Origin of the sequence: Pseudomonas sp. Irchel s3f10, from assembly GCF_900187515.1 — a bacterium.
Taxonomy (GTDB): domain Bacteria; phylum Pseudomonadota; class Gammaproteobacteria; order Pseudomonadales; family Pseudomonadaceae; genus Aquipseudomonas; species Aquipseudomonas tensinigenes.
This window is the reverse complement of record NZ_FYDZ01000011.1, coordinates 1-24,011: the sequence shown is the minus strand read 5'-3', so window position 1 is coordinate 24,011 and position 24,011 is coordinate 1. Positions and strand designations below refer to the sequence as shown.

The following is a 24,011-nucleotide window of genomic DNA, read 5'->3' as shown; positions in this document are numbered from 1 at the left end:
GCCTCCGCCTGAGGCCATCACCCGCTTTGTGTGAGGAGATACCGCGATGACGTCGTTCAACTCCGGGGCCCAACCCCAGAACCGTGCGCCTCAATCCATCGGCTTTCTGCTGCTGGACAATTTCACGCTGATTTCTCTGGCCTCCGCAGTAGAACCTCTACGCATGGCCAACCAATTGTCCGGTCGCGAGCTGTATCGCTGGAGCACCCTCACCGTCGATGGCGGCCAGGTGTGGGCCAGTGACGGTCTGCAAATCACTCCCGACGCGTCCATGCACAAAGCGCCACCGCTGGACACCGTGATTGTCTGCGGCGGTATCGGTATTCAACGCACCGTGACCCGTGAACACGTTTCCTGGCTGCAAAGCCAGGCGCGTCAGTCCAAGCGCCTCGGCGCCGTGTGCACCGGCAGCTGGGCACTGGCTTGCGCCGGCCTGCTCGACGGTTTCGATTGCAGCGTGCACTGGGAATGTCTGGCGGCGATGCAGGAAGCTTTCCCGCGCGTGGCCATGAGCACGCGCTTGTTCACCCTCGACCGTAACCGTTTCACCAGCTCCGGCGGCACCGCGCCGCTGGACATGATGCTGCACCTGATCAGCCGCGATCACGGCCGTGAACTGTCCGCCGCGATCTCGGAAATGTTCGTCTACGAACGTATCCGCAACGAACAGGATCACCAGCGCGTGCCGCTCAAGCACATGCTTGGCACCAACCAGCCGAAACTGCAGGAAATCGTCGCGCTGATGGAAGCCAATCTGGAAGAGCCGATCGACCTGGATGAATTGGCAGTGTACGTCGCGGTATCGCGTCGACAGCTGGAGCGGCTGTTCCAGAAATACCTGCACTGCTCGCCATCGCGTTATTACTTGAAGCTGCGCCTGATCCGCGCCCGGCAGTTGCTCAAGCAAACGCCGATGTCGATCATCGAAGTGGCGTCGGTGTGTGGTTTCGTCTCGACGCCGCACTTCTCCAAGTGCTACCGCGAGTACTTCGGCATTCCGCCGCGTGACGAGCGCGTAGGTTCCAACACCACCCAGCAAGTGGCGATGTTGCCACTGCCACAGGCAATCGTGATGTCGCCGCTGTCGGGGCCGATGTCGGCGTTGAGTCAGGCGCGCAATGAATCGACGTTTGCCAGCGTAAGGCTGTAAGGCAAAAGATCGCAGCCTGCGGCAGCTCCTACAGGGATATGCGTTCCAATGTAGGAGCTGCCGAAGGCTGCGATCTTTTGATCTGCTGTCAGGCGCTATGGCTTTGCTGGTAGTCCGCCAATGCCGGCAACAACTGCTTGTCGATCGCCTGGCGTACTGCCGGTTGGATACTGGCGCCGCTGGTGTACATGTCCTTGACCATCTTGCGCAGTTCAAACGCGCGCACATTATCCAGACCGCGCACCGCGCACTCGCAGGCCTGATCGGCGGTCGTGCCACTGGGCACTTGAATACCCAACGCCTTGAGCTGGCCCAACAAATCTTCCTGATCGATCAAATCGGCATACATCATGACGCGCATCCTTCTTCAATAACGGAGGTCGTGGCTCGATTCTGGTAGCCACGCCGAGGCACGGCAAGGGCGATTTGTCGCCGTGGCCGCGACGGCTATGAACAGGTCGTTTTCGGCTAACTCGCCGCTCAACGGAGTGGGCACACTGAACTCAGCTTGCAACACGAAGGTTTGGTCACCCTCGCTTGGCAGCTCCTCAACAGTAGCTTGAGCCCCGATCCAGTCACGGCTGGTATCGGGGCTTTTTTTGCCTGCTTATAAAAGCAAAGATCGCAGCCTTCGGCAGCTCCTACAGGGAACGCATTCCAATGTAGGAGCTGCCGAAGGCTGCGATCTTTTTAAGGTCTAGCGTTGCAACACGAGAATCCGCGACAACAACTCATCCCGGTCGACATAGCAGCCCTGAAAATGCCGCCCTCCCGTAGCCGGGTCAAACGCATTGCGCGCATGCAATGTGCGGCGGTTATCAAAGCACCACAACTCACCGGGGTTGAGCCGTTGCATCAGCCGAAACCGTGGCTCGCGGGTCATCGCGATAAAGCGTCGATAAGCCCGATACAACCGTGGCATTTGCTCCACTGACGTATCGAACGCGCCGCGCAGAAAGTTTGCCATGCGAATTTCCGCCACGCGTCCCAGAGCATCCAGAGCGATGATCGGCGCCAGACAGCGATAGTCGCTATGACGATCCTTGTTGCGAAACTCCACGGGGATTTCGCACAACGCCTGAAACGCCGCCGGGTCTTCACTGCGCAACGCATCGGCAATCGCAAACCCGTCGACAAAAATACTCTCACCACCTTTTGCGTCATTCACCAGACAATGCAGAAATTGCAGCCCCGGTTGCAGCTCGCGAGTCGGAAGATCCGTGTGCAATGGCAAGTTGAAAGCGGTGTAGGCATTGCTGTCGGCATCGGCCTTGGATTGCACATTGAACAGCACGCCGAAGTTGCTTTCGCGGATGAACGAAATACGTTGCGCGATGAGTTTCAGCGAACCGGGTTCGGTGGGCACGCCGCGCACTTGCGTCAGGCCGATGTCGCGTACCGCAATCAGCCATTGCAGCAGCGCGGCGTTGTCGTTCATCAGTGCCGCGTATTCGAACACCGGCAACTGCATATCGCTGCGCCACAGATAAGGCTTGGGTTTGGCGGCCAAGCGTTCGGCGCGGGATTGCTCATCGTAGGCATGGGCGCGCAACCAGCCTGGATCGAAGCGGCTGAGGTGGCCGTCCTGCCAGTCAATGCGCAGGCAGCCGTCGGTGTCGATATGCACGGCGGCAGGCTTGAGGTCTTCAGCGGCATCGACGCTCTCGAAAACCTGCTCGCGGGTGACGTTGTAGACGCACTGCGGACAGGGGCAGTTGTCCCGCAACCAGACATGGTGAAACGGGCTGATGCGCCCGTCAGCCCACTCAATGGCAACACGATCCGCCAGGCTCTGCACGCCACCGAGCGCGCTGATCAACGGATAAGTACGGAAATCGGCAACAGCGGCAGCGGTGTTCATGGCGGCTCCTTGCGATCGATGGATTTACCTTGCAGGCGGCAGCGCGATAACGCGGCCGATGTAAGCGGGAGCGGGCAGGTCTTGCTGCTCGGCGACGATGCTTTGCAGGCGGCTCAACGTGTCCGCGCTGAACGGTGCCGAACGCGGGCCGGCGAGATCGACGTGCAACAGCATCTGTTCGTTGCCGGCCAGCTCCTGCGCATCACCGACCTTGTGCAGGCTGTGATAGAGGTGCAGGCGTTTGCTGTCGTGGGCGATGATTTGCGTGCGTACTTCCACCTCGGTATCGAGTTTCACTTCGTGCAGATAATTGAGGTGCAGTTCGAGGGTGAACAGCGAGTTGCCACTGGCTTCGCGGTTGTTGCTGTCCATGCCGAGACGGTCCATCAGGGCGTCGGTGGCGTAGCTGAAAATCAGCAGGTAGAAGGCGTCGCGCAGGTGGCCGTTGTAGTCGACCCAGTCGGGGATGATTGTGGTTTGGTAGGTGGTGAGGTTGGGCATGATTGGGTTCCGGCAATTGGCGGGTCGTCAGGATCAAGAGCTACCCCCTCACCCCAGCCCTCTCCCCCAAGGGGGGCGAGGGGGAAAGGGAGCAGATCTTCAAGTCTTTCAAGTCTTGAGTTCGACTCAGTAGTGCAAGTCGGCGTAGCTTGCAAAAACACCACGGTCAGTTCCCTCTCCCCCCGGGAGAGGGCTAGGGTGAGGGCAGCGATGTCATGCCAACCCCATCACTCGCTGAACGCCATCCCATGTTTTTCCTTGGTGGTCTTCACCGCCTCCAGAACCGCCAGCAAACAATCATCACGATAGCGCTCCAGCGCCGAAATGCTGTGGCGGCCAAGCTGATCACTGGTGCCATCGACCACATCATCAATCAACTTCTCCGTCAGCTCCGGTGCCGGCAGATAGGTCCACGGCAACTGCAACGTCGGGCCGAATTGCGACATGAAGTGGCGCATGCCGGCATCACCCCCGGCCAGGGTGTAAGTCAGGAACGTACCCATGAACGACCAGCGTAAACCAGCGCCAAAACGGATTGCATCGTCTATCTCGCCAGTGGTCGCGACACCGTCATTGACCAAGTGCAGCGCCTCACGCCACAGCGCTTCAAGCAAGCGGTCAGCGATGAATCCGGGCACTTCCTTGCGCACATGCAGCGGACGCATGCCGAGGGATTCGTAAACTTTCATCGCCGCTTGTACGGCTTCCGGCGCGGTGTTTTTGCCGCCCACGACTTCGACCAACGGCAGCAGATAAACCGGGTTGAACGGGTGGCCTACCACGCAGCGCTCCGGGTGCGTCGAGCTCTCGTAGAACTCGCTCGGCAACAGGCCCGAAGTGCTCGAGCCGATCAACGCATTCGGCTTGGCCGCGGCGCTGATTTTACTGTGCAGATCGAGTTTCAGTTCGAGACGTTCCGGGGCGCTTTCCTGAATGAAATCGGCATCCCGAACACACTCTTCGATGGTCGTGACAAAGCGCAGACGATCCTGCGACGCGCCCGGCGCCAGACCGTTTTTTTCAAGCGCACCCCAGGCATTGGCAACGCGTTTGCGCAGCGCCGCTTCGGCGCCGGGCGCCGGGTCCCAAGCCACCACATCGAGGCCATGGGCGAGGGCGCGCGCGACCCAGCCGCTGCCGATGACACCGCTGCCCAGCGCGGCGAAGGTTTTGATTTCGGTGATAAAGCTCATTGGATTTTTCCCGAGTAAGGTGATCCCTGTAGGAGCTGCCGAAGGCTGCGATCTTTTGATCTTGCTTCTAAAAATCAAAGTCAAAAGATCGCAGCCTTCGGCAGCTCCTACAGGTTAAAAGTGGGGCCAGTCAGGCTCGTTTGGGGGATAGGTCAGCCGCGCTGGGTCAGGCCCATTTTCTTGCGGCCTTCCGCCGGGGTCAGCACGCGGGCGCCGAGGCGGCTGAGGATTTCGGTGGCGCGCTCGACCAGTTGACCATTGGTCGCCAGCACACCTTTGTCCAGCCACAGGTTGTCTTCCAACCCGACCCGCACATTGCCGCCGAGCAGCACCGCTTGCGCCGCCATCGGCATCTGCATCCGGCCGATGCCGAACCCGGCCCACACCGCATCCGCCGGCAGGTTATCGACCATGGCTTTCATCGTCGTGGTATCTGCCGGTGCGCCCCATGGAATCCCCAGACACAGCTGGAACAACGGGTTATCGAGCAAACCTTCCTTGATCATCTGCTTGGCAAACCACAGATGACCGGTGTCGAAAATCTCCAGCTCGGCCTTCACGCCCAGCTCGGTGATGCGCTTGGCGCCCGCTCGCAATTGCGCTGGAGTGGAGACATAAATGGTGTCGCCATCGCCGAAGTTCAGCGTGCCGCAATCGAGAGTGCAGATTTCCGGCAGCAACTCTTCAACGTGGGCGAGACGGGTCAGCGGGCCGACCAGATCGGTGTTCGGGCCAAACTCCATCGGGTTCTCGCCGGCGCCGATTTCCAGGTCGCCACCCATGCCGGCAGTGAGGTTGACGATGATGTCGACGTCGGCCTCGCGGATGCGCTCCATGACTTCGCGGTACAGCGCGACGTCACGGCTGAACTTGCCGGTCTGCGGATCGCGCACATGGCAGTGCACAACCGTGGCGCCAGCCTTGGCCGCTTCAACGGCCGCCGCAGCGATTTGTTTCGGGGTGACCGGCACGTGTGGGCTCTTGGCGGTCGTGTCGCCAGCACCGGTAAGTGCGCAGGTGATGATGACGTCGTGGTTCATGGTGCGGTTTCCTTCAGGCGTGATGGGTCTGTCCGCAGCTTTTTTCGGGGCTGCGAAGCGTCGGTCAGTTCCCTCTCCCAACGGGAGAGGGCTAGGGTGAGGGTGGCGGTTATTTGCTGGTCAGCTGGAGATTTTCCGCAGCCGGTTTGCCATCGAACGTGGTCACACCTTCGAGCCAGCGCTGCTTGTCTTCAGGGTGATCCTTGAGCCATTGCCTGGCCGATTCGAAAGCGTCTTTGTGATCGAGCAGCGGCTGCATCATCCGGCTCTCGTCTTCGGCGGTGAACGTCAGGTTGGTCAGCAGACGGCCAACGTTCGGGCACTGCTCGGCGTATTTCGGCGCGGTGACCGTCCACACCGTGGCCATGCCTTCGTTCGGGCCGAGGGCGTCCTCACTGCCGGTCAGATAAGTCATCTTCACATTGACGTTCATCGGGTGCGGCGCCCAGCCGAAGAACACCACGGCCTCTTTGCGGCGCACGGCGCGGTCGACGGCGGCGAGCATGCCGGCCTCGCTGGACTCGACCAACTGGAATTTGCCGAGACCGAACTGGTTCTTGGCGATCATTGCCTTGATCTGCGTGTTGGCGCCCGAGCCTGGCTCGATGCCGTAAATCTTGCCGCCCAGTTCTTTCTGGAACTTGGCGATGTCGGCAAAGGTTTTCAGGCCCTTGTCCGCCAGATAAGTCGGTACCGCGAGGGTGGCGCGGGCATCTTTCAGGCTCGGTGCGTCGAGGACTTTGACCTGATTGGCATCGACGAACGGGGTGATGGTCTGGGTCATCAACGGGTTCCAGTAACCGAGGAACAGGTCCAGGCGCTGATCGCGGATCCCGGCGAAGATAATCTGCTGGGACGCGCTGGTTTGTTTGGTGTTGTAGCCGAGGCCGTCGAGCAGGACCTGGGTCATGGCACTGGTGGCGATCACGTCGGTCCAGTTGACCACGCCCATGCGCACGTTCTGGCATGAGGCGGGTTCGGCCGCCATGACGCTGGCGCTGAAGAAAGCGGTACCGCTGAGTGCAAGAACACAGCTGCTGATCAGTCGTTTCATGTCGGGTTCCTCGGCAGGTCGTTTATTGTGGTTCCCGGCGTCTGACGCGCCGGTGGTGCCAAGTTACGCAGCTATACGCCCATGAAAGCGCACTGCGGCGACTGGCATTTGCACTGTAGCGACCTGTGCGCTTGAACGCTGACGACAATCGGCGTATCAACGAGCCACGCTACCCGTCGACCGAGGGCGCACATGTCCCAGGATTTCTACTTTTTGCTGATGCCCGGGTTCTCCGCCATTGGCTTTATCTCCGCGATCGAACCGTTGCGCGTGGCCAACCGCTTTCGTGGCGAGTTGTATCGCTGGCACGTGTTGAGCGCTGATGGCGGGGCGGTGCTGGCGAGCAACGGCATGTCGGTCAACGCCGATGCGGCGCTGGAACCGCTGAAGAAAGGCGCGACGCTGTTGGTGGTGGCCGGGTTCGAACCGCTGAAGTTCGCCACGCCCACCCTTGAACACTGGTTGCGGCGGCTGGATAACGAAGGCGTGACCCTCGGTGCCATCGACACCGGCAGCTTTGTCCTCGCTGAAGCGGGCCTGCTCGATGGCCATCGCCTGACCCTGCACTGGGAAGCCATCGACGCATTCAAGGAATCTTATCCACAGCTCAGCGTGACCCAGGAGCTGTTCGAGATCGACCGCCGGCGCATCACTTCAGCGGGCGGCACCGCGTCCATCGATTTAATGCTCGATCTGATCGCCCAGGCCCATGGGCCGCAACTGGCGATTCAGGTCAGCGAGCAGTTTGTGCTGGGGCGGATTCGTCCGCGCAAAGACCACCAGCGTATGGAAGTCGCCACGCGCTATGGGATCAGCAACAAGAAACTGGTTCAGGTGATTGGCGAGATGGAACAGCACAGCGAACCGCCGCTGACCACGCTGCAACTGGCGGAATCGATCAAGGTGACGCGGCGGCAACTGGAGCGCTTGTTTCGCCTGCATCTGAACGATACACCGAGCAATTTCTATCTGCGCTTGCGACTGGAAAAGGCCCGGCAGCTACTGCGCCAGACCGACATGAGCGTGCTCGAAGTCAGCATCGCCTGCGGGTTTGAATCACCGTCGTACTTCACCCGCAGCTACCGTGCACGCTTTGCGCGCTGCCCGCGCGAAGACCGGCGTACCGCCCAGGCATAAAATCAAAAGATCGCAGCCTTCGGCAGCTCCTACAGGGAAATGCATTCCAATGTAGGAGCTGCCGAAGGCTGCGATCTTTTGATCTTGCTGTTGGTTACTTCTTCAGCAACGCCGAACACGCCGCCTTATAGGCCTCATGCTGATACTTGTTCAACGTCCCCGGCAGCTCAAAATTATGCTTCTTCGCCTGCGCATTGATCGTCTGCGGCGACAACAACGTCACCTCACAACCATCCAGCAACTGCAAAATCCCTTCAATCTTGAACGTCGTCGGCCCGCCGGCAAACTCACCCTTCTTGCTGCGCTTCTTGATCGCAATCCGGTCAACCGAATTCTCCCGCACAAACGACGCCAACTGCGCCGCAAACACTTTCACGTTGGCCGCGTCGTCATCGTCTTCGAGGGCGATTTTCTTGGTGGCAAGGGGAATGTGGCTCAGGGTCGAACCGTCGAGAGCGGCCACGGCGATAATCGCTTCGCTGCCTTTGATTTCGATGCCACAGATGTTCATGGGGAATTCCTTGAAGTGAAGAGGGCAGCTTACAGCTCAAGCTGATTGGCGGTGATGCCGAACGCCGACGCAATTTTCTCGCGAGTGGCCTTGCGTGGCTTGGCGACTGTTTCCTGCTGGGCAAACGCCGGTTGCGAAATACCCATGCGTTTAGCGACTTCTTCCTGAGTCAGGTTGAGGTGTTCGCGCCAGGCACGGATCGGTGTTGCCCCATCGACCATCCGGCTGACGACCTCATGGGGAATCAGGTCGGGCTGCATTTTTTGCGCAACGTACTGCGCGTAGGGAATGACCACGAAGGCGGGGTTGCCCTCGGCGTCGTTGATGATTTGGATATCTGTGGATAACTTCATTTTCGGAGAAATATAAGTCTTTTATAAGATTTCAGAATCTTTGCTTATATTTCTCCCAACGCCAATCAACAAGAATTGACGGCATGTTACGAGTGGTCAGGATCACTCCTGCCCAATCGACTCCAAGAACTCCGACCGTTCATCACTCATCCGCGCCACGCAATCATTCTGCGCAATCGTGAACGCCTTACTGCCAGCAGTGGCCGGGAATGCTTCCACCGCGCAATCCGCGTCCCGCGTCTTCAACCACTGCTGCTGAGCCGTCTTGATCTTGGCGGTAATGTCCGCCAATTGCGTCGGGTTCTTGCCATACGCGGTCTGCATGCGTTCGTTGAGGCTGGCGTAGTTGTCCTTGAGCAGGTCTTCGGCGGTGCTGCGGCTGTACGTTGAGCATTCCAGGGTCTGGACGTCGTTTTCGACGGCGTCGCAGGGGTTGTTGTCGGATTCTTCGGCGGCGTGTACGCCGGTCGCAAGCAGTGCCAAAGCGAGGAAGATCGATTTCATTGTTGTCGCCGCTCTAATCCAGTGGTGTTTCCAAGATGCCGGAGATTCTGGCTCAAGCTTGCGGGCTTGAACAGGTAGCTGATCGGAGCGTCTGGCGACCCTTTGTCGCGGATTGACGCTTTCGGCAATTCCCCTGTCGTTTTTGCACCCGGTCGCCCCTGCACCGAGGCATATGCTGGCCCCAAAGCGCCGGCAGACGATTCGGCGCATGAATCGCCAATAAGGGGACGCCTGATGAGCCCAGCCGAATTACACGCCGACAGCATCGTTATCGACGGTCTGATCATTGCCAAATGGAACCGCGAGCTGTTTGAAGACATGCGCAAGGGCGGTCTGACGGCAGCCAACTGCACTGTGTCGGTGTGGGAAGGCTTTCAGGCGACCGTGAACAATATTGCTGCCAGCCAGAAGCTGATCCGCGAAAACAGCGACCTGGTGATGCCGGTACGTACCACCGCCGACATCCGTCGCGCCAAAGAACAAGGCAAGACTGGCATCCTCTTCGGCTTCCAGAATGCCCACGCGTTTGAAGACCAGATCGGCTACGTCGAGGTGTTCAAGCAGCTCGGCGTCGGCATCGTGCAGATGTGCTACAACACCCAGAATCTGGTCGGCACCGGTTGCTACGAGCGTGACGGCGGCTTGTCGGGCTTCGGTCGCGAGATTGTCGCCGAGATGAACCGCGTCGGCGTCATGTGCGACCTGTCCCACGTCGGTTCCAAGACCTCGGAAGAGGTCATCCTCGAATCGAAAAAACCGGTCTGCTATTCCCACTGCCTGCCGTCGGGTCTCAAAGAGCACCCGCGCAACAAGTCCGATGAAGAACTGAAGTTCATCGCCGACCACGGCGGTTTTGTCGGCGTGACCATGTTCGCGCCGTTCCTCGCCAAAGGCATCGATTCGACCATCGACGATTACGCCGAAGCGATCGAATACGTGATGAACATCGTCGGCGAAGACGCCATCGGCATTGGCACCGACTTCACCCAGGGCCACGGTCAGGACTTCTTCGAATACCTGACGCACGACAAGGGTTACGCCCGCCGTCTGACCAGCTTCGGCAAGATCATCAATCCGCTGGGCATCCGCACCGTCGGCGAGTTCCCGAACCTGACCGAAACCCTGCTCAAGCGCGGCCATTCCGAGCGCGTCGTGCGCAAGATCATGGGCGAGAACTGGGTCAACGTCCTGAAAGACGTCTGGGGCGAGTAACGCTGACTCAAGACCGCCGCCGAACTCCCCCCTCTCCTGTGGGAGAGGGCTGGGGTGAGGGCAGCGGTCACCACTGAATCTAAAATTTTTCTGGAGTTAAGTTTCCATGGCCAAGATCGCCCCGCAATTGCCCATCGAAGTCGACAGCGAGACCGGTGTCTGGACCTCCGACGCCCTGCCAATGCTCTACGTGCCACGTCACTTCTTTGTGAATAACCACATGGGCATCGAAGAAGTTTTGGGCGCCGATGCCTACGCCGAGATCCTCTACAAGGCCGGCTACAAATCCGCCTGGCACTGGTGCGAGAAAGAAGCTGAATGCCACGGCCTGGAAGGCGTTGCGGTGTTCGAACACTACATGAAACGCCTGTCGCAACGCGGCTGGGGCCTGTTCAAGATCCAGGACATCGACCTCGACAAAGGCACCGCCAGCGTCAAGCTCGAACACTCGGCATTCGTCTATGTGTACGGCAAGGTCGGGCGCAAGGTCGACTACATGTTCACCGGTTGGTTTGCCGGGGCCATGGATCAGATTCTTGAAGCACGCGGCAGCAAGATTCGCACCGTCGCCGAGCAAGTCTACGGTGGCTCCGAAGAAGGCCACGACGACGGCCTGTTCACCGTCAAGCCGTTGTAAGTCGAGGAACCCGCCATGGCTTTCGAAGCAATGTTCCAGCCGATCCAGATCGGCAAACTGACCATCCGCAACCGCGTGCTCAGCACCGCGCACGCTGAGGTCTACGCGACGGACGGTGGCATGACCACCGACCGCTACGTCAAGTATTACGAAGAGAAAGCCAAGGGCGGCATCGGCCTGGCGATCTGTGGTGGCTCCTCAGTAGTCGCCATCGACAGCCCACAGGAATGGTGGAGCTCGGTCAACCTGTCCACCGACCGGATCATTCCGCACTTCCAGAATCTGGCCGACGCCATGCACAAGCATGGCGCCAAGATCATGATCCAGATTACCCACATGGGCCGCCGCTCGCGCTGGGACGGCTTCAACTGGCCGACCCTGATGTCGCCGTCGGGCATCCGTGAGCCGGTGCATCGCGCCACCTGCAAAACCATCGAGCCGGAAGAAATCTGGCGGGTGATCGGCAACTACGCCCAGGCTGCGCGCCGGGCCAAGGCCGGTGGCCTCGACGGCGTTGAGCTGTCGGCAGTGCACCAGCACATGATCGACCAGTTCTGGAGCCCGCGCGTCAACAAGCGTACCGACGAATGGGGCGGCACCTTCGAAGGCCGGATGAAGTTCGGTCTGGAAGTGCTGAAGGCCGTGCGCGCCGAGGTCGGTGATGATTTCTGCGTGGGCATACGTCTGTGCGGTGACGAGTTCCACCCGGACGGCTTGTCCCACGAGGACATGAAGCAGATCGCCAAGTATTACGACGACACTGGCATGCTCGATTTCATCGGCGTCGTCGGCTCGGGCTGTGACACCCACAACACCCTGGCCAACGTGATTCCGAACATGAGTTATCCACCGGAGCCGTTCCTGCATCTGGCCGCCGGGATCAAGGAAGTGGTCAAGGTGCCGGTGCTGCACGCACAGAACATCAAGGACCCGAACCAGGCCACGCGGATTCTTGAAGGCGGTTACGTCGACATGGTCGGCATGACCCGCGCGCACATCGCTGACCCGCACCTGATCGCCAAGATCAAGATGGGCCAGATCGACCAGATCAAACAGTGCGTCGGCGCCAACTATTGCATCGACCGCCAGTATCAAGGCCTCGACGTGTTGTGCATCCAGAATGCCGCGACGTCACGTGAATACATGGGCGTGCCGCACATCATCGAGAAATCCACCGGGCCGAAACGCAAAGTGGTGATCGTCGGTGCCGGCCCTGCCGGGATGGAAGCGGCACGGGTTGCTGCCGAGCGTGGCCACGACGTGACGCTGTTCGAGAAGAAGGAGTTCATCGGCGGGCAGATCACGACCGCATCGAAAGCGCCGCAGCGTGACCAGATCGCCGGTATTACCCGTTGGTTCCAACTGGAGCTGGCGCGGCTGAAAGTCGATTTGCGCCTGGGCACGGCAGCTGATGCCGACACCATCATGGACTTGCGTCCGGACGTGGTGGTGCTGGCGGTCGGCGGGCATCCGTACCTGGAACAGAACGAACACTGGGGCGCCGCCGAAGGGCTGGTAGTCAGCAGTTGGGACGTGCTCGACGGCAAGGTTGCACCGGGCAAGAACGTGCTGGTCTACGACACCATTTGCGAGTTCACCGGGATGTCGGTTGCCGACTTCCTCGCCGACAAGGGCAGCCAGGTCGAGATCGTCACCGACGACATCAAACCGGGTGTGGCCATCGGCGGTACGTCGTTCCCGACCTACTACCGCAGCATGTACCCGAAAGAAGTGATCATGACCGGCGACATGATGCTGGAGAAGGTCTACCGCGAAGGCGACAAACTGGTCGCGGTGCTGGAGAACGAATACACCGGCGCCAAGGAGGAGCGGGTGGTCGATCAGGTGGTGGTGGAAAACGGCGTGCGTCCGGATGAGGAAATCTACTACGCGCTCAAAGAGGGTTCGCGCAACAAGGGTCAGATCGACGTCGAAGCGTTGTTCGCGATCCAGCCACAACCTTCGCTGAGCGAGGCGGGCGACGGCTACTTGCTGTTCCGCATCGGCGACTGCGTGGCGCAGCGCAACACACACGCCGCCATTTATGACGCACTCCGGCTCTGTAAGGATTTTTGACGGCTCAGCTGCGAGCCATAAGCTTCAAGCCGCAAGTAAAAGCCCGGCAGATTTTGCTGCTCTTTCTTGCAGCTTGTAGCTTGTAGCTTGCACCTCGCCAGAGGTGACTCTGATGTTGAACACCCTTCTTCCAATCCTGTTGTTCGCAGCTATCGGCCTTGGTGTCCTCGGTGCGTTGCGGCGGGTAGCGATGTGGCGCCGGGGCCGGGCCTCGAAGGTCGATCTGATCGGCGGCCTGTTGGCCATGCCCAAGCGCTACATGGTCGATTTGCACCATGTGGTGGCGCGGGACAAATACATAGCCAACACCCACGTGGCCACGGCCGGCGGTGCGGTGGCGTCGATTGTGCTGGCGCTGTTGGTGCACGGTTTCGGCCTGCATAACCGCATTCTCGGCTACGCCTTGCTGCTGATGACGGCGGTGATGTTCGTCGGCGCGATCTTCGTTTACCTGCGTCGGCGCAATCCGCCCGCGCGGCTGTCGAAAGGCCCGTGGATGCGCCTGCCGAAGAGCCTGCTGGCGTTCTCGGCGTCGTTCTTTCTGCTGACGTTGCCGGTGGCCGGGATTCTCCCGGAGAACTTCGGTGGCTGGGTGCTCGCCGTTATCTTGGGGATTGGCGTGCTGTGGGGCGTGTCGGAACTGTTTTTTGGCATGACCTGGGGCGGGCCGATGAAACACGCCTTTGCCGGTGCTTTGCACCTGGCTTGGCACCGTCGCGCCGAACGTTTTGGCGGTGGTCGTTCCACCGGCCTGAAACCGCTGGATCTCAATGATCCGTCAGCGCCGTTGGGGGTTGAGAAACCCAAGGATTTCACCTGGAACCAGTTGCTCGGTTTTGACGCCTGCGTGCAGTGCGGCAAATGCGAAGCGGCGTGCCCGGCCTTTGCCGCCGGCCAGCCGCTGAACCCGAAAAAGCTGATTCAGGACATGGTCGTCGGCCTCGCTGGCGGTACCGATGCCAAGTTCGCCGGCAGCCCGTATCCGGGCAAACCTGTAGGCGAACATAGCGGTAATCCACATCAACCGATCGTCAACGGCTTGGTCGACGCCGAAACCCTGTGGTCGTGCACCACTTGCCGCGCCTGCGTCGAGGAATGCCCGATGATGATCGAGCACGTCGACGCCATCGTCGACATGCGCCGCCACCTGACCCTGGAAAAAGGCGCGACGCCGAACAAGGGCGCCGAAGTACTCGAAAACCTCATCGCCACCGACAACCCTGGCGGTTTCGCCCCGGGCGGGCGGATGAACTGGGCGGCGGATCTGAACCTCAACCTGCTCAGCGAAAAGAAATCCACCGACGTGCTGTTCTGGGTTGGCGACGGTGCTTTTGACATGCGTAACCAGCGCACCCTGCGCGCGTTCGTCAAAGTGCTGAAAGCGGCGAAAATCGACTTCGCTGTGCTCGGTCTCGAAGAGCGTGACAGTGGCGACGTGGCCCGCCGTCTCGGCGATGAAGCAACCTTCCAGTTGCTCGCCAAACGCAACATCCAGACCCTGGCCAAATACAGCTTCAACCGCATCGTCACCTGCGATCCGCACAGCTTCCATGTACTGAAAAACGAATACGGCGCGTTCGACGGCAACTACCTGGTGCAGCACCACAGCACCTATATGGCGGAAATCATCCAGGCCGGCGCGCTCAATCTCGGACAGCACAAAGGCAACAGCGTGACCTACCACGATCCGTGCTACCTCGGTCGCTACAACGGCGAGTACGAAGCGCCGCGCGAAGTGCTGCGTGCGCTCGGCATTGAAGTGAAAGAGATGCAACGTTCCGGCTTCCGTTCGCGCTGCTGCGGCGGCGGTGGCGGGGCGCCGATCACTGACATTCCGGGCAAGCAGCGGATTCCCGATATGCGCATGGACGACATCCGCGAGACCGGCGCCGAACTGGTGGCGGTGGGTTGTCCACAGTGCACGGCGATGCTCGAAGGCGTGGTCGAACCGCGTCCGCTGATCAAGGACATCGCCGAACTGGTGGCCGACGCGCTGCTCGAAGACGCCGCGCCAAGCAAACCAGCGACCCCGGCCAAACGTGAACCTGCGGAGGCCCACTGATGAGCGACGTTATCCGCCGCGACCCGCGCGCCGAATGGATTGCGCGTAACCGCCTGCACCCGCTGCACGCGACCATGCAACCGGCGCAACACAGCTGGATGGGGCCCAACGGCGTCATTCGCAAGAATCTGCATGGCATCGGTTTTATCGGCCCCAACGGCATCAAGCGTATCGACCGCAGCGGCGCGCAACAGGGCGGGGCGGTCAAACGCTCGGCGGCTGTGGAAGTGCAATTGCCGCTGCATCAGGTGCCCGCGCCGGCGTTCTACATCAGCGTGGTACCGGACATGGTCGGTGGCCGCTTGAGCAGTCACGACCGTGATTTGTTTGGCCTCGCCCATCAACTCGCCGGCCAGGATGGCGCGGTGTTGGCGGTGGTCTTTGGCGAGCATAAGGAAAACGCTTTCGCGACCGCTGGCGTCGATCGCTTGCTGGTACTCGAAGGCGATGAATTCAGCGGTTATGCACCGGAGCAACGGGTGCAAGGTTTGCGCGCTGTGGATAACCAGTTCAACCCGCGTCATTGGTTGCTGCCGGACAGCCGCAGCGGTGGCGGTGAACTCGGTCGACGCTTTGCGGCGGCACTGGGCGAGCGCCCGGCCACACGGGTCTGGCAGGTCAAGGATCAGGAGTGCATCGGCCGCGCGGGCGCTGGGCTGCAAGACCTTGCCCGTCCCGTCGCACGGTTGATTCTGGCTGCGGCCGAATGCGCCGAGCCGGTCAGCGAAACCCGTCATGAAGCGTTGCCGGTGGAGTTATCCACAAGTGTCGCGCGCAGCCTGTCGCGGATCGAAGATCTCGGTGCGGTCGCGGTGGACCCGGCAGCGATTCCGATGGCCGAAGCCGAGTTCATTTTCTCCGGCGGCAACGGCGTCAAGGACTGGCAGCTGTTCCACGAAACGGCGGCGGCACTCGGCGCTACTGAAGGTGCGTCGCGGGTGGCGGTGGACGATGGCTTCATGGCCCGTGATCGGCAGGTTGGTGCGTCCGGTACCTGGGTCACCGCACGGGTCTATGTGGCTGTGGGTATCTCAGGCGCGATCCAGCACCTGCAAGGCATTGGTGCCTGCGACAAGGTGGTGGCGATCAATCTCGATCCAGGTTGCGACATGATCAAGCGTGCCGATTTGTCGGTGATCGGCGAGAGCGCAGAGATTCTGCGGGCGTTGATCGAAGCGGTCGCGGCTTACCGCAACGAAGCCAAGCGCGATGCGGCTTAAGGAAACGCTATGAACACGAAAGTTATCAGTCTGGTTTCCATCGGCGCCCACCCGACTTCGGGCCGGCCACGCCGCGCCGACCAGGATGCCCGCGCGGTGGAACTGGGTTTGCAACTGGCTGGGGATAACCTGCAAGTACTGCATGCTGGCGATGTCGCGGAACCGGCGTTGCGCGCCTATTTGGGCATGGGCCTGGAGCAGATGCACGTGCTGGAACAACCTGCTGGTGCCGATGCGCTGCCAGCGCTGACCGCGTATCTGCGCAATGCCGGTGCGCAAGTGGTGCTGACTGGCAGCCAGGCAGAAACCGGCGAAGGTTCGGGGATGCTGCCGTTTCTGCTCGCCGAAGGTCTGGGCTGGCCGTTGGTGGTCGGGCTGGCGCAGGTCGAGTCGATCAATGACGGTTCGGCGTTGGTACTGCAGGCTTTGCCGCGTGGGCAGCGTCGGCGCTTGAAGGTGAAACTGCCGTTTCTCGCGACTGTGGATAACGCTGCGCCGAAGCCTCGGCAGAGTGCCTATGGCCCGGCGCGACGCGGGGTGTTGGAGGCGGATGACGTAGAGGTTGTCGACGATGAACTCCTCGCTGTCGCCACCCTGCACCCGGCCAAACCAAGGCCCAAACGCCTGAAAGTGATCAAGGCCAAAAGCGGTGCCGACCGGATGAAAGCGGCTACCGCCAAAGCCAGTGGTGGCGGTGGACAAGTGCTCAAAGGCGTTACCCCGCAGGCTGGCGCCGAAGCCATCCTCAAGTTGCTGATTGAAGAAGGCGTGGTCCGCTGACACCCCAGCAATCCCCCTGCGGGAGCGGGTTTGCTCGCGAATGCATCGGATCAGTCAGCAATGATGTTGGCGGATACAGCGCTTTCGCGAGCAAGCACGCTCCCACATGTATTTGGTCGACAACTGTCATTTGTTGACATGAAAAACATTGCGCTTCTGTTTGCAGCTGTTTTCAAGCACAGGTTAGAAAAGCCACTCACCACACAGGGAGTCAAGTGAATGACCGTTAAATTTCGACCTGCCCGGCGCACGGATGCGCGCGATATTGCGCGTTTGTTTCAGATCTCCTCAGAGGGCGCCTCGGATTACATCTGGAGCCAGTTGGCGGAGCCGGGCGAGACATTGCTTGATGTCGGTGAGCGGCGATATGCCCGCGACGATGTGGACTTTTCCTGGCAGAACTGCCTGATCGCTGAGGCCGAAGGCTGCGTGGTCGGCATGATGCACAGCTACGTCATGCGCGAAGATCCAGACCCGGCACCGCCCACCGATCCTGTGCTGGCGCCTTACGCCGATATGGAGGTGGCGGATACGCTGTACATCTCCAGCCTGGCGCTGCACGAAGGCTGGCGCAATCAAGGATTGGGCGTGCAGTTCCTCAAACATGCCCAGGCGCGCGCCGATCAACTCACGCTCAAAGGGCTGAGCCTGATCGACTACGCCGCCAATACCGGTGCACGGCGATTTTATGAGCGACATGGCTTTGGCATCGTCAAAACCTGTCAGGTGGTACCGCATCCGATGATTCGGGTGACGGGTGAGGCCTATCTCATGCACCGAGCATGAAGCCGGTTATCCACTGACGAGGGGTTACACACAATCCCTGTTGGTCAATCTGTGGATAACGTGTTTGCCCTTCACTGCAAGTCACGTCAGCCGTGGCTTGCAGGCCGAAGATCAAAAAACAACCAGCCTAAGTTGCGGTTTTTACGGGATTTTCCCGCGGGATAACTTCCTGAGTTACCCCCGATCTCTGTTGGCGCTTCTGTGGATAAGATGTTCGCTGTCCGCTGACAGCCATGCAAAACGTGGCTTTCAAAGGTTTGATCAATAACTGATCAATTTGCACTTTTAACCGGATAAATCTTCCGAAACCCCCGATTTTTCGCAGTCTTCAGCACTTTTCCACAGCAGATGCAAAGTTACCCCCGATCTCTGTTGGCGCTTCTGTGGATAAGGTGTTTGCCATCCGCTGAAGGCCACGATCTGTGTGCCTTTTAGCCTGTTGATCAAAAAATGATCATTGCCTTTCGAAAACCGTGCTTCTGGATAAGTCACGGTTTTTCTTTACAAAACAGTGGGATATTTTTCGAGTCATCCACAGTTGTCCCCATTTGCTGTGGGTGGGTGTGTGGATAACTTGTTTGCGGAAGGCTGGGGGGCTTGGTGGGTATGGGGTGTGGGGTGGTTGGTCAGAATTTGTGCAATCAAGGTTCAGGGATGTGGTGAATGTGAAATAGCTATCGCGAGCAGGCTCACTCCTACAGGGGAACGCATTCCAAATGTAGGAGTGAGCCTGCTCGCGATGCTTTTTATCCTTGGACAGGCACACCTTTAAGGTAAGGCGCAGGCTCGGCACCGAGGTTGTTCAGCAGACGCTCGCTGTACCAATCAACGAAGTTGACCACGCCAAACTCATAAGTCTTCGAGTAAGGCCCAGGCTGATACGCCGTCGAGTTGATCCCGCGCTGGTTCTCTTCCGCCAGTCGGCGATCCTGATCGTTGGTCGCATCCCACACCTGACGCATGCGCTCGACGTCGTAATCGACGCCCTCAACCGCATCCTTGTGCACGATCCATTTGGTGGTAACCATGGTTTCCTGCGCACTGATCGGCCACACGGTGAAAACGATGATGTGGTCGCCCATGCAGTGGTTCCACGAGTGCGGCAGGTGCAGGATGCGCATCGAGCCGAGGTCCGGGTTTTTGATGCGGCCCATCAGTTTCGCGCAGCCCTGTTTGCCGTCGAGGGTCATCGACACGGTGCCCTTGAGCAGCGGCATGCGCACGATGCGGTTGCGCAGGCCGAAACTGGCGTGGGCGTAGGGGATCTTTTCGGCTTCCCAGGCAGCGGCGGAGGCGGCGACGTGATCCTTGAACGCCTGATCGGCGCGCGGGTCGGTGACGTCGTCCCATTCCAGCAGGGTTTTCAGCAGTTCCGGGTGCGACGCGTTGCAGTGGTAGCACTCGCGGTTGTTTTCCAGCACCAGTTTCCAGTTGGCCTTTTCCATCAAGGTGGTGGTGATCGCCACCTTGGTGTTCTCCATGTCGTACGGTTCCATGTAGTGGTTCAGCGTCGCCAGGAAGTCATCAATGGCCGGTGGATTCTCGGCCAGGCTGATGAAGATGTAGCCGCCAGCAGTCTTCACGTTCACCGGCTTCAGGCCGTACTGCTTCATGTCGAAGTCCGCGCCCATTTCGGTGCCGGCGAACAGCAGGCGTCCGTCCAGCTCGTACGTCCACTGGTGGTAGTGGCAGACCAGTTTGGCGACCTTGCCTTTTTCACTGGTGCACAGGCGCGAGCCACGGTGGCGGCAGACGTTGTGGAAGGCATGCACCACGCCCTCGGCGCCACGGATGACGATGATCGGGTTCTTGCCGATCTGCAGCGTCAGGTAATTGCCCTTGGCCGGGATCTCACAGGTCATGCCGGCGATCAACCACTCTTTCTGGAAGATCTCCTGCATGTCGATATCGAACAGCCGCTCATCGCTATAGAACGGTTGCGGCAGCGAAAAGGTGCGCTCGCGCTCTTGCAGCATTTGTGCGGTGGCCTTGCGTGCGGGTTCCAGCGGATCGCCCAGGCTGATTTTTGCGGTGACGTCCATCGATGTGATCCTCATGGCCATCTGCGTGGCCGGCGAAAAGTGGCTGATCAGGTGTGCTGCTAACGGTTGCTACGCAAGGTGTAAAGAAGCTGTCTTGGTGTTGGGGCGAGTGTGGGGCCGGCGCAGGGCGGAACCTTATCCATGGGCGACATGGTGCAATCTGTTCCCGACGCGCAACCCCCGGTGGTTGGGGGCTGGTCGCGATAAGTATGCCGATGTCGCGGATAGGTAAACGGGCGGTTCGCGCTATACGCAGAATCGCCAACATGAGGCCGACAGTCGGCCGTGGAGAACAGCATGTCCAACAGCTTCCTGAATCCGGTCACCACCCAGACCTGGGCCAATGGCCGACACATCGTCCGTTGCGTCAAAGTCATCCAGGAAACCTGGGACGTGCGCACCTTCTGCTTTATGGCTGACCAGCCGATCCTGTTCTTCTTCAAGCCCGGGCAGTTCGTCACCCTGGAGCTGGAAATCGAAGGCCAGCCGATCATGCGCTCGTACACGATTTCCAGTTCGCCGTCGGTGCCGTACAGCTTTTCGGTGACGATCAAACGTGTGCCGGGGGGCAAGGTCTCCAACTGGCTGCACGACACCCTTCATGAGGGGCAAGAGTTGGCGGTGCACGGGCCGGTCGGGCTGTTCAACGCCATCGACTTCCCGAGCCCGAAAGTGCTGTATCTGAGCGGCGGCGTCGGTATCACGCCGTGCATGTCGATGGCGCGCTGGTTCTACGACACCAACGCCAACGTCGACATGACCTTTATCCACAGCGCGCGCTCGCCGAAAGACATCATTTACCACCGCGAGCTGGAGCACATGGCGTCGCGGATCGACAACTTCAGCCTGCATCTGATTTGTGAGAAGCATGGCTTGGGCGAACCGTGGGCCGGGTATCGCGGCTATCTCAACCACAAGATGCTTGAGCTGATGGTGCCGGACTTCCTTGAGCGCGAAGTGTTCTGCTGCGGCCCGACGCCGTACATGAACGCGGTCAAGCGCCTGCTGGAAGTGGCCGGTTACGACATGTCGCGTTATCACGAGGAATCCTTTGGCGCCACGCCACCGGAAGCCCGTGCCGATGCGGTGGAGCAGGCCGAGCAGGCTGCGGATGCGCCGGAAATCGATGCGGCGGATCTGCATCAGGTCGAATTCACTTCGTCCGGCAAAAGCATTCGTGTGGCACCGGGCGAGACCGTGCACGCGGCGGCCGCCAAGCTGGGCTTGATGATTCCGAAGGCGTGCGGGATGGGGATTTGCGGGACGTGCAAGGTGCTCAAGCTGGGCGGCGAGGTGGAAATGGAACACAACGGCGGGATTACCGAGGACGATGAGGCGGAAGGGTTTATCTTGTCGTGCTGCAGTGTGCCTAAAGGGGATGTGCGTATCGATTTCTGATCGGTAAACCCTCACCCCAGCCCTCTCCCGGAGGGAGAGGGGGCCGACCGAGGTGTCTTGAGGGATCCATCGACCTGAAAGATCGAGTCGACTATGGATTCGGCAAAGCAGATTCAGGTCGGCGTATTCCTCAAGCATCCTCCAATCAGTCCCCTCTCCCTCCGGGAGAGGGCTAGGGTGAGGGGCTTTTCAGTCGATAAACAAATCCGTCATCAACGCCGCATTACTCCCCGGTTCAAACCGGTAATGCTCAAACTCGCCAACGCCGCTCTCCCGCAAAATCTCCTCATCAATCAACAACCGCCCAGTGATCTGCCGGCCACTGCTATCCAGAATCACATGCGCAGCATCCGCCATGATCGCCGGTGTCCGCGCCTGCTTGAATGACTCCCGGTTACCCAACTGAAACTCAATCGCCGCCGTAGCAATCATCGTCTGCGGCCACAACGAATTCACACTGATCCCATAGCTGGCGAACTCCTCACTCATCCCCAGCGTCAGCATGCTCATGCCGTATTTGGTCACGGTGTACGGGCTGAACTGTGCAAACCATTTGCTCGCCAGATTCAGCGGCGGCGACAGGTTGAGAATGTGCCCGGAGGACTTTTTCAGATAGGGCAGGGCGGCCTGGCTGCACAGCAACACCGCACGGGTGTTGATCTGGTGCATCAGGTCGAAACGCTTGAGCTCAATGTGTTGCACGCCGGTCAACTTGATCGCTCCGGCGTTGTTCACCAGCGCATCGATGCCGCCGAAATGCTCGTTGGCCTGCGCGAGCGCTTTGCGCACCGCCTCTTCATCACGCACATCCACTTGCAGGGCCAGAGCCTTACCGCCCGCCGCTTCGACTTCGGCGGCGACGCTGTGGATGGTGCCGGGCAGTTTGGCGTGGGGTTCGGCGCTCTTCGCCGCAATAACGATGTTGGCCCCGTCCCTGGCGGCACGCAGCGCAATCTCACGGCCAATGCCACGGCTGGCGCCGGTGATGAACAGGGTTTTGCCTTGTAACGACATGCCGATGCTCCTGCTTATTGTTATGTGAGCGGAGGGCTCGACAGACAATGTAGACCAAGCAGAAGCACAACCTGTTGATCGTTCCCACGCTCTGCGTGGGAATGCAGCCCGGGACGCTCCGCGTCCCATTTCAATACCAGCACTGAACCTCAATCAGCCCCGGCATTCCCGTGTAGTTTCTGGCACTCGAATAACGCCATTGTTCTGGGAAATCCACATATCCGCGTTTCACCGGGTTGTTGTGAATGTATTCAAGCTTCTGGCGCATGACCGATTCGCTGTAAACCATCTCTGCGTGGGAGCCTTCTTGCCACAGTTGGTATACCCGATCCTGCTTGTGCGCCCGTTTGCTAAAGCGCAGCCGTTGCAGGGCTTTGTCAGCACCTTTGCTTTGCAAGTCATCAATAATCTGTCGAGCAGTGAATGATTTGAACTGGCTGAGGCATTTACTCAGGTCGGGTGCCTGAGCGACGAAGTGAAGATGGTTTTCCAGAATCACGTAGCCGTACAGCTTCAAGTCATGGTGGGTCTGTTGATAACGCCAGCAGTTGAGCAGGTGGTCGACGATGTAGGGACGGATGAACAGCGGTAACCATTCCATGATCGTGCAAGTCAGGAAATGCGGTTTGTCGGTTTCGGTAAAGGTGTAGCGGCTGCGGCCCATGGGATTCTTCCTTGAATCTTGCGGTGCATTGGAGATGGAACGCGGAGCGTCCCGGGATGCGTTACCACGCGGAGCGTGGGAACGATCAAGATGAGGCGGGTGGCATGTTCTCGCTAGAAGAGAAGTCTGGTGTCGCGGTGGGAAAAATCATTCCCGATCGAAGATCGTTCCCACGCGGAGCGTCACTAGTGTCCGGTAAAACCTGTGTCATAGCAGAAGGCAGCCTTGAGCTGCCTTCTGCTCCGTTCGCTTCTGCCTTCGGTGCTCAAGATGTTCGATGCTTGATGGACGTTCGAACAACGTGTGGGCTAGCCGAATAACAAAGCTGGAAATAGACCCGGAGCCACCTGACCGGCGCTGATAAAGGTGCAGCAAGAGATACGTGATGAGGGCGCTGTAGATCTGAAGACGAACGGCATTTTCTGAGAAACCGAAATAGCGTTTGAGCTTGAGGTTTTGCTTGATCCACTTGAAAAACAACTCAATCTGCCAGCGCTGTTTGTACAGCCCGGCAATTTCTTCAGCAGAGCGAGAAAAGTCGTTAGTGACCAGCACCAGCGGCGTTTCGTGATCATCTCGGCGAACCTGTATTCGGCGTACCGCCTGGTCCCGATAGAGATTCGGGCGCCGGGTGCTCAGATATTTCTTGGCGAACAATACCGATTCATCCGCCTCGATAAATTCTGCTACATCCTCTTTTTTCAAATTTTCGACCCGCTTCAGATTGGCGTTTTTTTTCAGGCGTGTGACGAAAAAAGAGCCTGTCTGATCAATCTGGTGCCACCAGTTGTAATCGCAGTAACCCTTGTCGAAAAC

Annotated in this window: 24 protein-coding genes; 10 read left to right on the top strand and 14 right to left on the bottom strand. The window is 59.5% G+C overall.

Translation table 11 applies throughout. The features are described from left to right. Positions 1-46 precede the first annotated feature (46 nt). Complete coding sequence (locus CKW17_RS21230; protein WP_007949927.1) at positions 47-1,150, top strand: GlxA family transcriptional regulator; 1,104 nt, start codon at positions 47-49, stop codon at positions 1,148-1,150. 88 nt (positions 1,151-1,238) lie between these two features. Here the strand turns inward: CKW17_RS21230 and CKW17_RS21225 are convergent, their stop codons facing one another. From CKW17_RS21225 to CKW17_RS21200, 6 genes are all read right to left on the bottom strand, one after another. Next, on the bottom strand, positions 1,239-1,502 hold the full coding sequence (locus CKW17_RS21225) for a hypothetical protein (RefSeq protein ID WP_016983943.1): 264 nt from the start codon (positions 1,500-1,502) through the stop codon (positions 1,239-1,241). Between the two features lie 345 nt (positions 1,503-1,847). Continuing rightward, positions 1,848-3,011, bottom strand: coding sequence for a gamma-butyrobetaine dioxygenase (locus CKW17_RS21220; protein ID WP_095121421.1), 1,164 nt, complete (start codon positions 3,009-3,011; stop codon positions 1,848-1,850). A gap of 24 nt (positions 3,012-3,035) precedes the next feature. Then, entirely contained in the window at positions 3,036-3,512 is a 477-nt protein-coding gene (locus CKW17_RS21215; RefSeq protein WP_095121420.1) for a thioesterase family protein, read from the bottom strand. 227 nt (positions 3,513-3,739) lie between these two features. Continuing rightward, positions 3,740-4,705, bottom strand: coding sequence for an L-carnitine dehydrogenase (locus CKW17_RS21210; RefSeq protein ID WP_095121418.1), 966 nt, complete (start codon positions 4,703-4,705; stop codon positions 3,740-3,742). 152 nt (positions 4,706-4,857) lie between these two features. Continuing rightward, positions 4,858-5,745 carry a 3-keto-5-aminohexanoate cleavage protein gene (locus CKW17_RS21205; protein WP_016983621.1) on the bottom strand — a complete coding sequence of 296 codons (888 nt, stop codon included), beginning with the start codon at positions 5,743-5,745 and terminating at the stop codon, positions 4,858-4,860. Between the two features lie 109 nt (positions 5,746-5,854). Next, positions 5,855-6,799 (bottom strand): choline ABC transporter substrate-binding protein, encoded by a 945-nt coding sequence (locus tag CKW17_RS21200; RefSeq protein ID WP_095121417.1) that lies wholly within the window; start codon positions 6,797-6,799, stop codon positions 5,855-5,857. Positions 6,800-6,991: 192 nt separating this feature from the next. Between CKW17_RS21200 and CKW17_RS21195 the strand changes: the two genes are divergently transcribed. Beyond that, positions 6,992-7,936 (top strand): GlxA family transcriptional regulator, encoded by a 945-nt coding sequence (locus tag CKW17_RS21195; protein ID WP_095121415.1) that lies wholly within the window; start codon positions 6,992-6,994, stop codon positions 7,934-7,936. A gap of 94 nt (positions 7,937-8,030) precedes the next feature. Here CKW17_RS21195 and CKW17_RS21190 read toward each other — a convergent pair whose 3' ends face one another. From CKW17_RS21190 to CKW17_RS21180, 3 genes are all read right to left on the bottom strand, one after another. After that, positions 8,031-8,447, bottom strand: coding sequence for a DUF3010 family protein (locus tag CKW17_RS21190; RefSeq protein ID WP_095121414.1), 417 nt, complete (start codon positions 8,445-8,447; stop codon positions 8,031-8,033). 29 nt (positions 8,448-8,476) lie between these two features. Continuing rightward, entirely contained in the window at positions 8,477-8,800 is a 324-nt protein-coding gene (locus CKW17_RS21185) for a helix-turn-helix domain-containing protein (protein WP_095121412.1), read from the bottom strand. Positions 8,801-8,902: 102 nt separating this feature from the next. Then, entirely contained in the window at positions 8,903-9,304 is a 402-nt protein-coding gene (locus CKW17_RS21180) for a lysozyme inhibitor LprI family protein (protein ID WP_095121593.1), read from the bottom strand. A 234-nt stretch (positions 9,305-9,538) separates the two neighbouring features. Between CKW17_RS21180 and CKW17_RS21175 the strand changes: the two genes are divergently transcribed. The 7 genes from CKW17_RS21175 (at position 9,539) to CKW17_RS21145 (ending at position 18,077) form a co-directional block, all read left to right on the top strand. Continuing rightward, the gene (locus CKW17_RS21175) at positions 9,539-10,516 is read left to right on the top strand and encodes a dipeptidase (RefSeq protein ID WP_007911246.1); all 978 of its coding nucleotides are present in this window, start codon (positions 9,539-9,541) and stop codon (positions 10,514-10,516) included. A 106-nt stretch (positions 10,517-10,622) separates the two neighbouring features. Further along, a complete protein-coding gene (locus CKW17_RS21170; protein WP_005792152.1) occupies positions 10,623-11,153 on the top strand; it encodes a DUF5943 domain-containing protein in 531 nt (176 codons plus the stop codon). A gap of 15 nt (positions 11,154-11,168) precedes the next feature. Beyond that, positions 11,169-13,229 (top strand): dimethylglycine demethylation protein DgcA, encoded by a 2,061-nt coding sequence (gene dgcA, locus CKW17_RS21165; RefSeq protein WP_095121411.1) that lies wholly within the window; start codon positions 11,169-11,171, stop codon positions 13,227-13,229. 112 nt (positions 13,230-13,341) lie between these two features. Further along, entirely contained in the window at positions 13,342-15,291 is a 1,950-nt protein-coding gene (gene dgcB, locus CKW17_RS21160; protein ID WP_095121410.1) for a dimethylglycine demethylation protein DgcB, read from the top strand. Continuing rightward, positions 15,291-16,511 (top strand): electron transfer flavoprotein subunit alpha/FixB family protein, encoded by a 1,221-nt coding sequence (locus CKW17_RS21155; RefSeq protein WP_095121408.1) that lies wholly within the window; start codon positions 15,291-15,293, stop codon positions 16,509-16,511. Before dgcB ends, CKW17_RS21155 begins: the two co-directional genes overlap by 1 nt. Before the next feature lie 9 nt (positions 16,512-16,520). Next, a complete protein-coding gene (locus CKW17_RS21150) occupies positions 16,521-17,291 on the top strand; it encodes an electron transfer flavoprotein subunit beta (RefSeq protein ID WP_095121407.1) in 771 nt (256 codons plus the stop codon). Positions 17,292-17,510: 219 nt separating this feature from the next. Further along, positions 17,511-18,077: a GNAT family N-acetyltransferase gene (locus CKW17_RS21145; protein ID WP_095121406.1), complete on the top strand. Its 567-nt coding sequence runs from the start codon at positions 17,511-17,513 to the stop codon at positions 18,075-18,077. Positions 18,078-18,362: 285 nt separating this feature from the next. On the opposite strand, the gene CKW17_RS30095 is transcribed toward CKW17_RS21145, so the two are convergent. Both CKW17_RS30095 and gbcA read right to left on the bottom strand, forming a co-directional pair. Continuing rightward, positions 18,363-18,569 carry a hypothetical protein gene (locus CKW17_RS30095; protein ID WP_141234586.1) on the bottom strand — a complete coding sequence of 69 codons (207 nt, stop codon included), beginning with the start codon at positions 18,567-18,569 and terminating at the stop codon, positions 18,363-18,365. A gap of 254 nt (positions 18,570-18,823) precedes the next feature. After that, entirely contained in the window at positions 18,824-20,119 is a 1,296-nt protein-coding gene (gene gbcA, locus CKW17_RS21140; RefSeq protein WP_095121404.1) for a glycine-betaine demethylase subunit GbcA, read from the bottom strand. Positions 20,120-20,416: 297 nt separating this feature from the next. Here gbcA and gbcB point away from each other — a divergent pair, with 297 nt between their 5' ends. Beyond that, positions 20,417-21,517 carry a glycine-betaine demethylase subunit GbcB gene (gbcB, locus tag CKW17_RS21130; protein ID WP_007911227.1) on the top strand — a complete coding sequence of 367 codons (1,101 nt, stop codon included), beginning with the start codon at positions 20,417-20,419 and terminating at the stop codon, positions 21,515-21,517. A 189-nt stretch (positions 21,518-21,706) separates the two neighbouring features. Here gbcB and CKW17_RS21125 read toward each other — a convergent pair whose 3' ends face one another. From CKW17_RS21125 to CKW17_RS21115, 3 genes are all read right to left on the bottom strand, one after another. Then, on the bottom strand, positions 21,707-22,531 hold the full coding sequence (locus CKW17_RS21125; protein ID WP_095121403.1) for an NAD(P)-dependent oxidoreductase: 825 nt from the start codon (positions 22,529-22,531) through the stop codon (positions 21,707-21,709). A 130-nt stretch (positions 22,532-22,661) separates the two neighbouring features. Continuing rightward, positions 22,662-23,195: a transposase gene (locus CKW17_RS21120; protein ID WP_095121401.1), complete on the bottom strand. Its 534-nt coding sequence runs from the start codon at positions 23,193-23,195 to the stop codon at positions 22,662-22,664. A gap of 207 nt (positions 23,196-23,402) precedes the next feature. After that, the coding region (locus tag CKW17_RS21115; RefSeq protein ID WP_095121399.1) for an IS4 family transposase at positions 23,403-24,011 on the bottom strand (609 nt) is incomplete at its 5' end.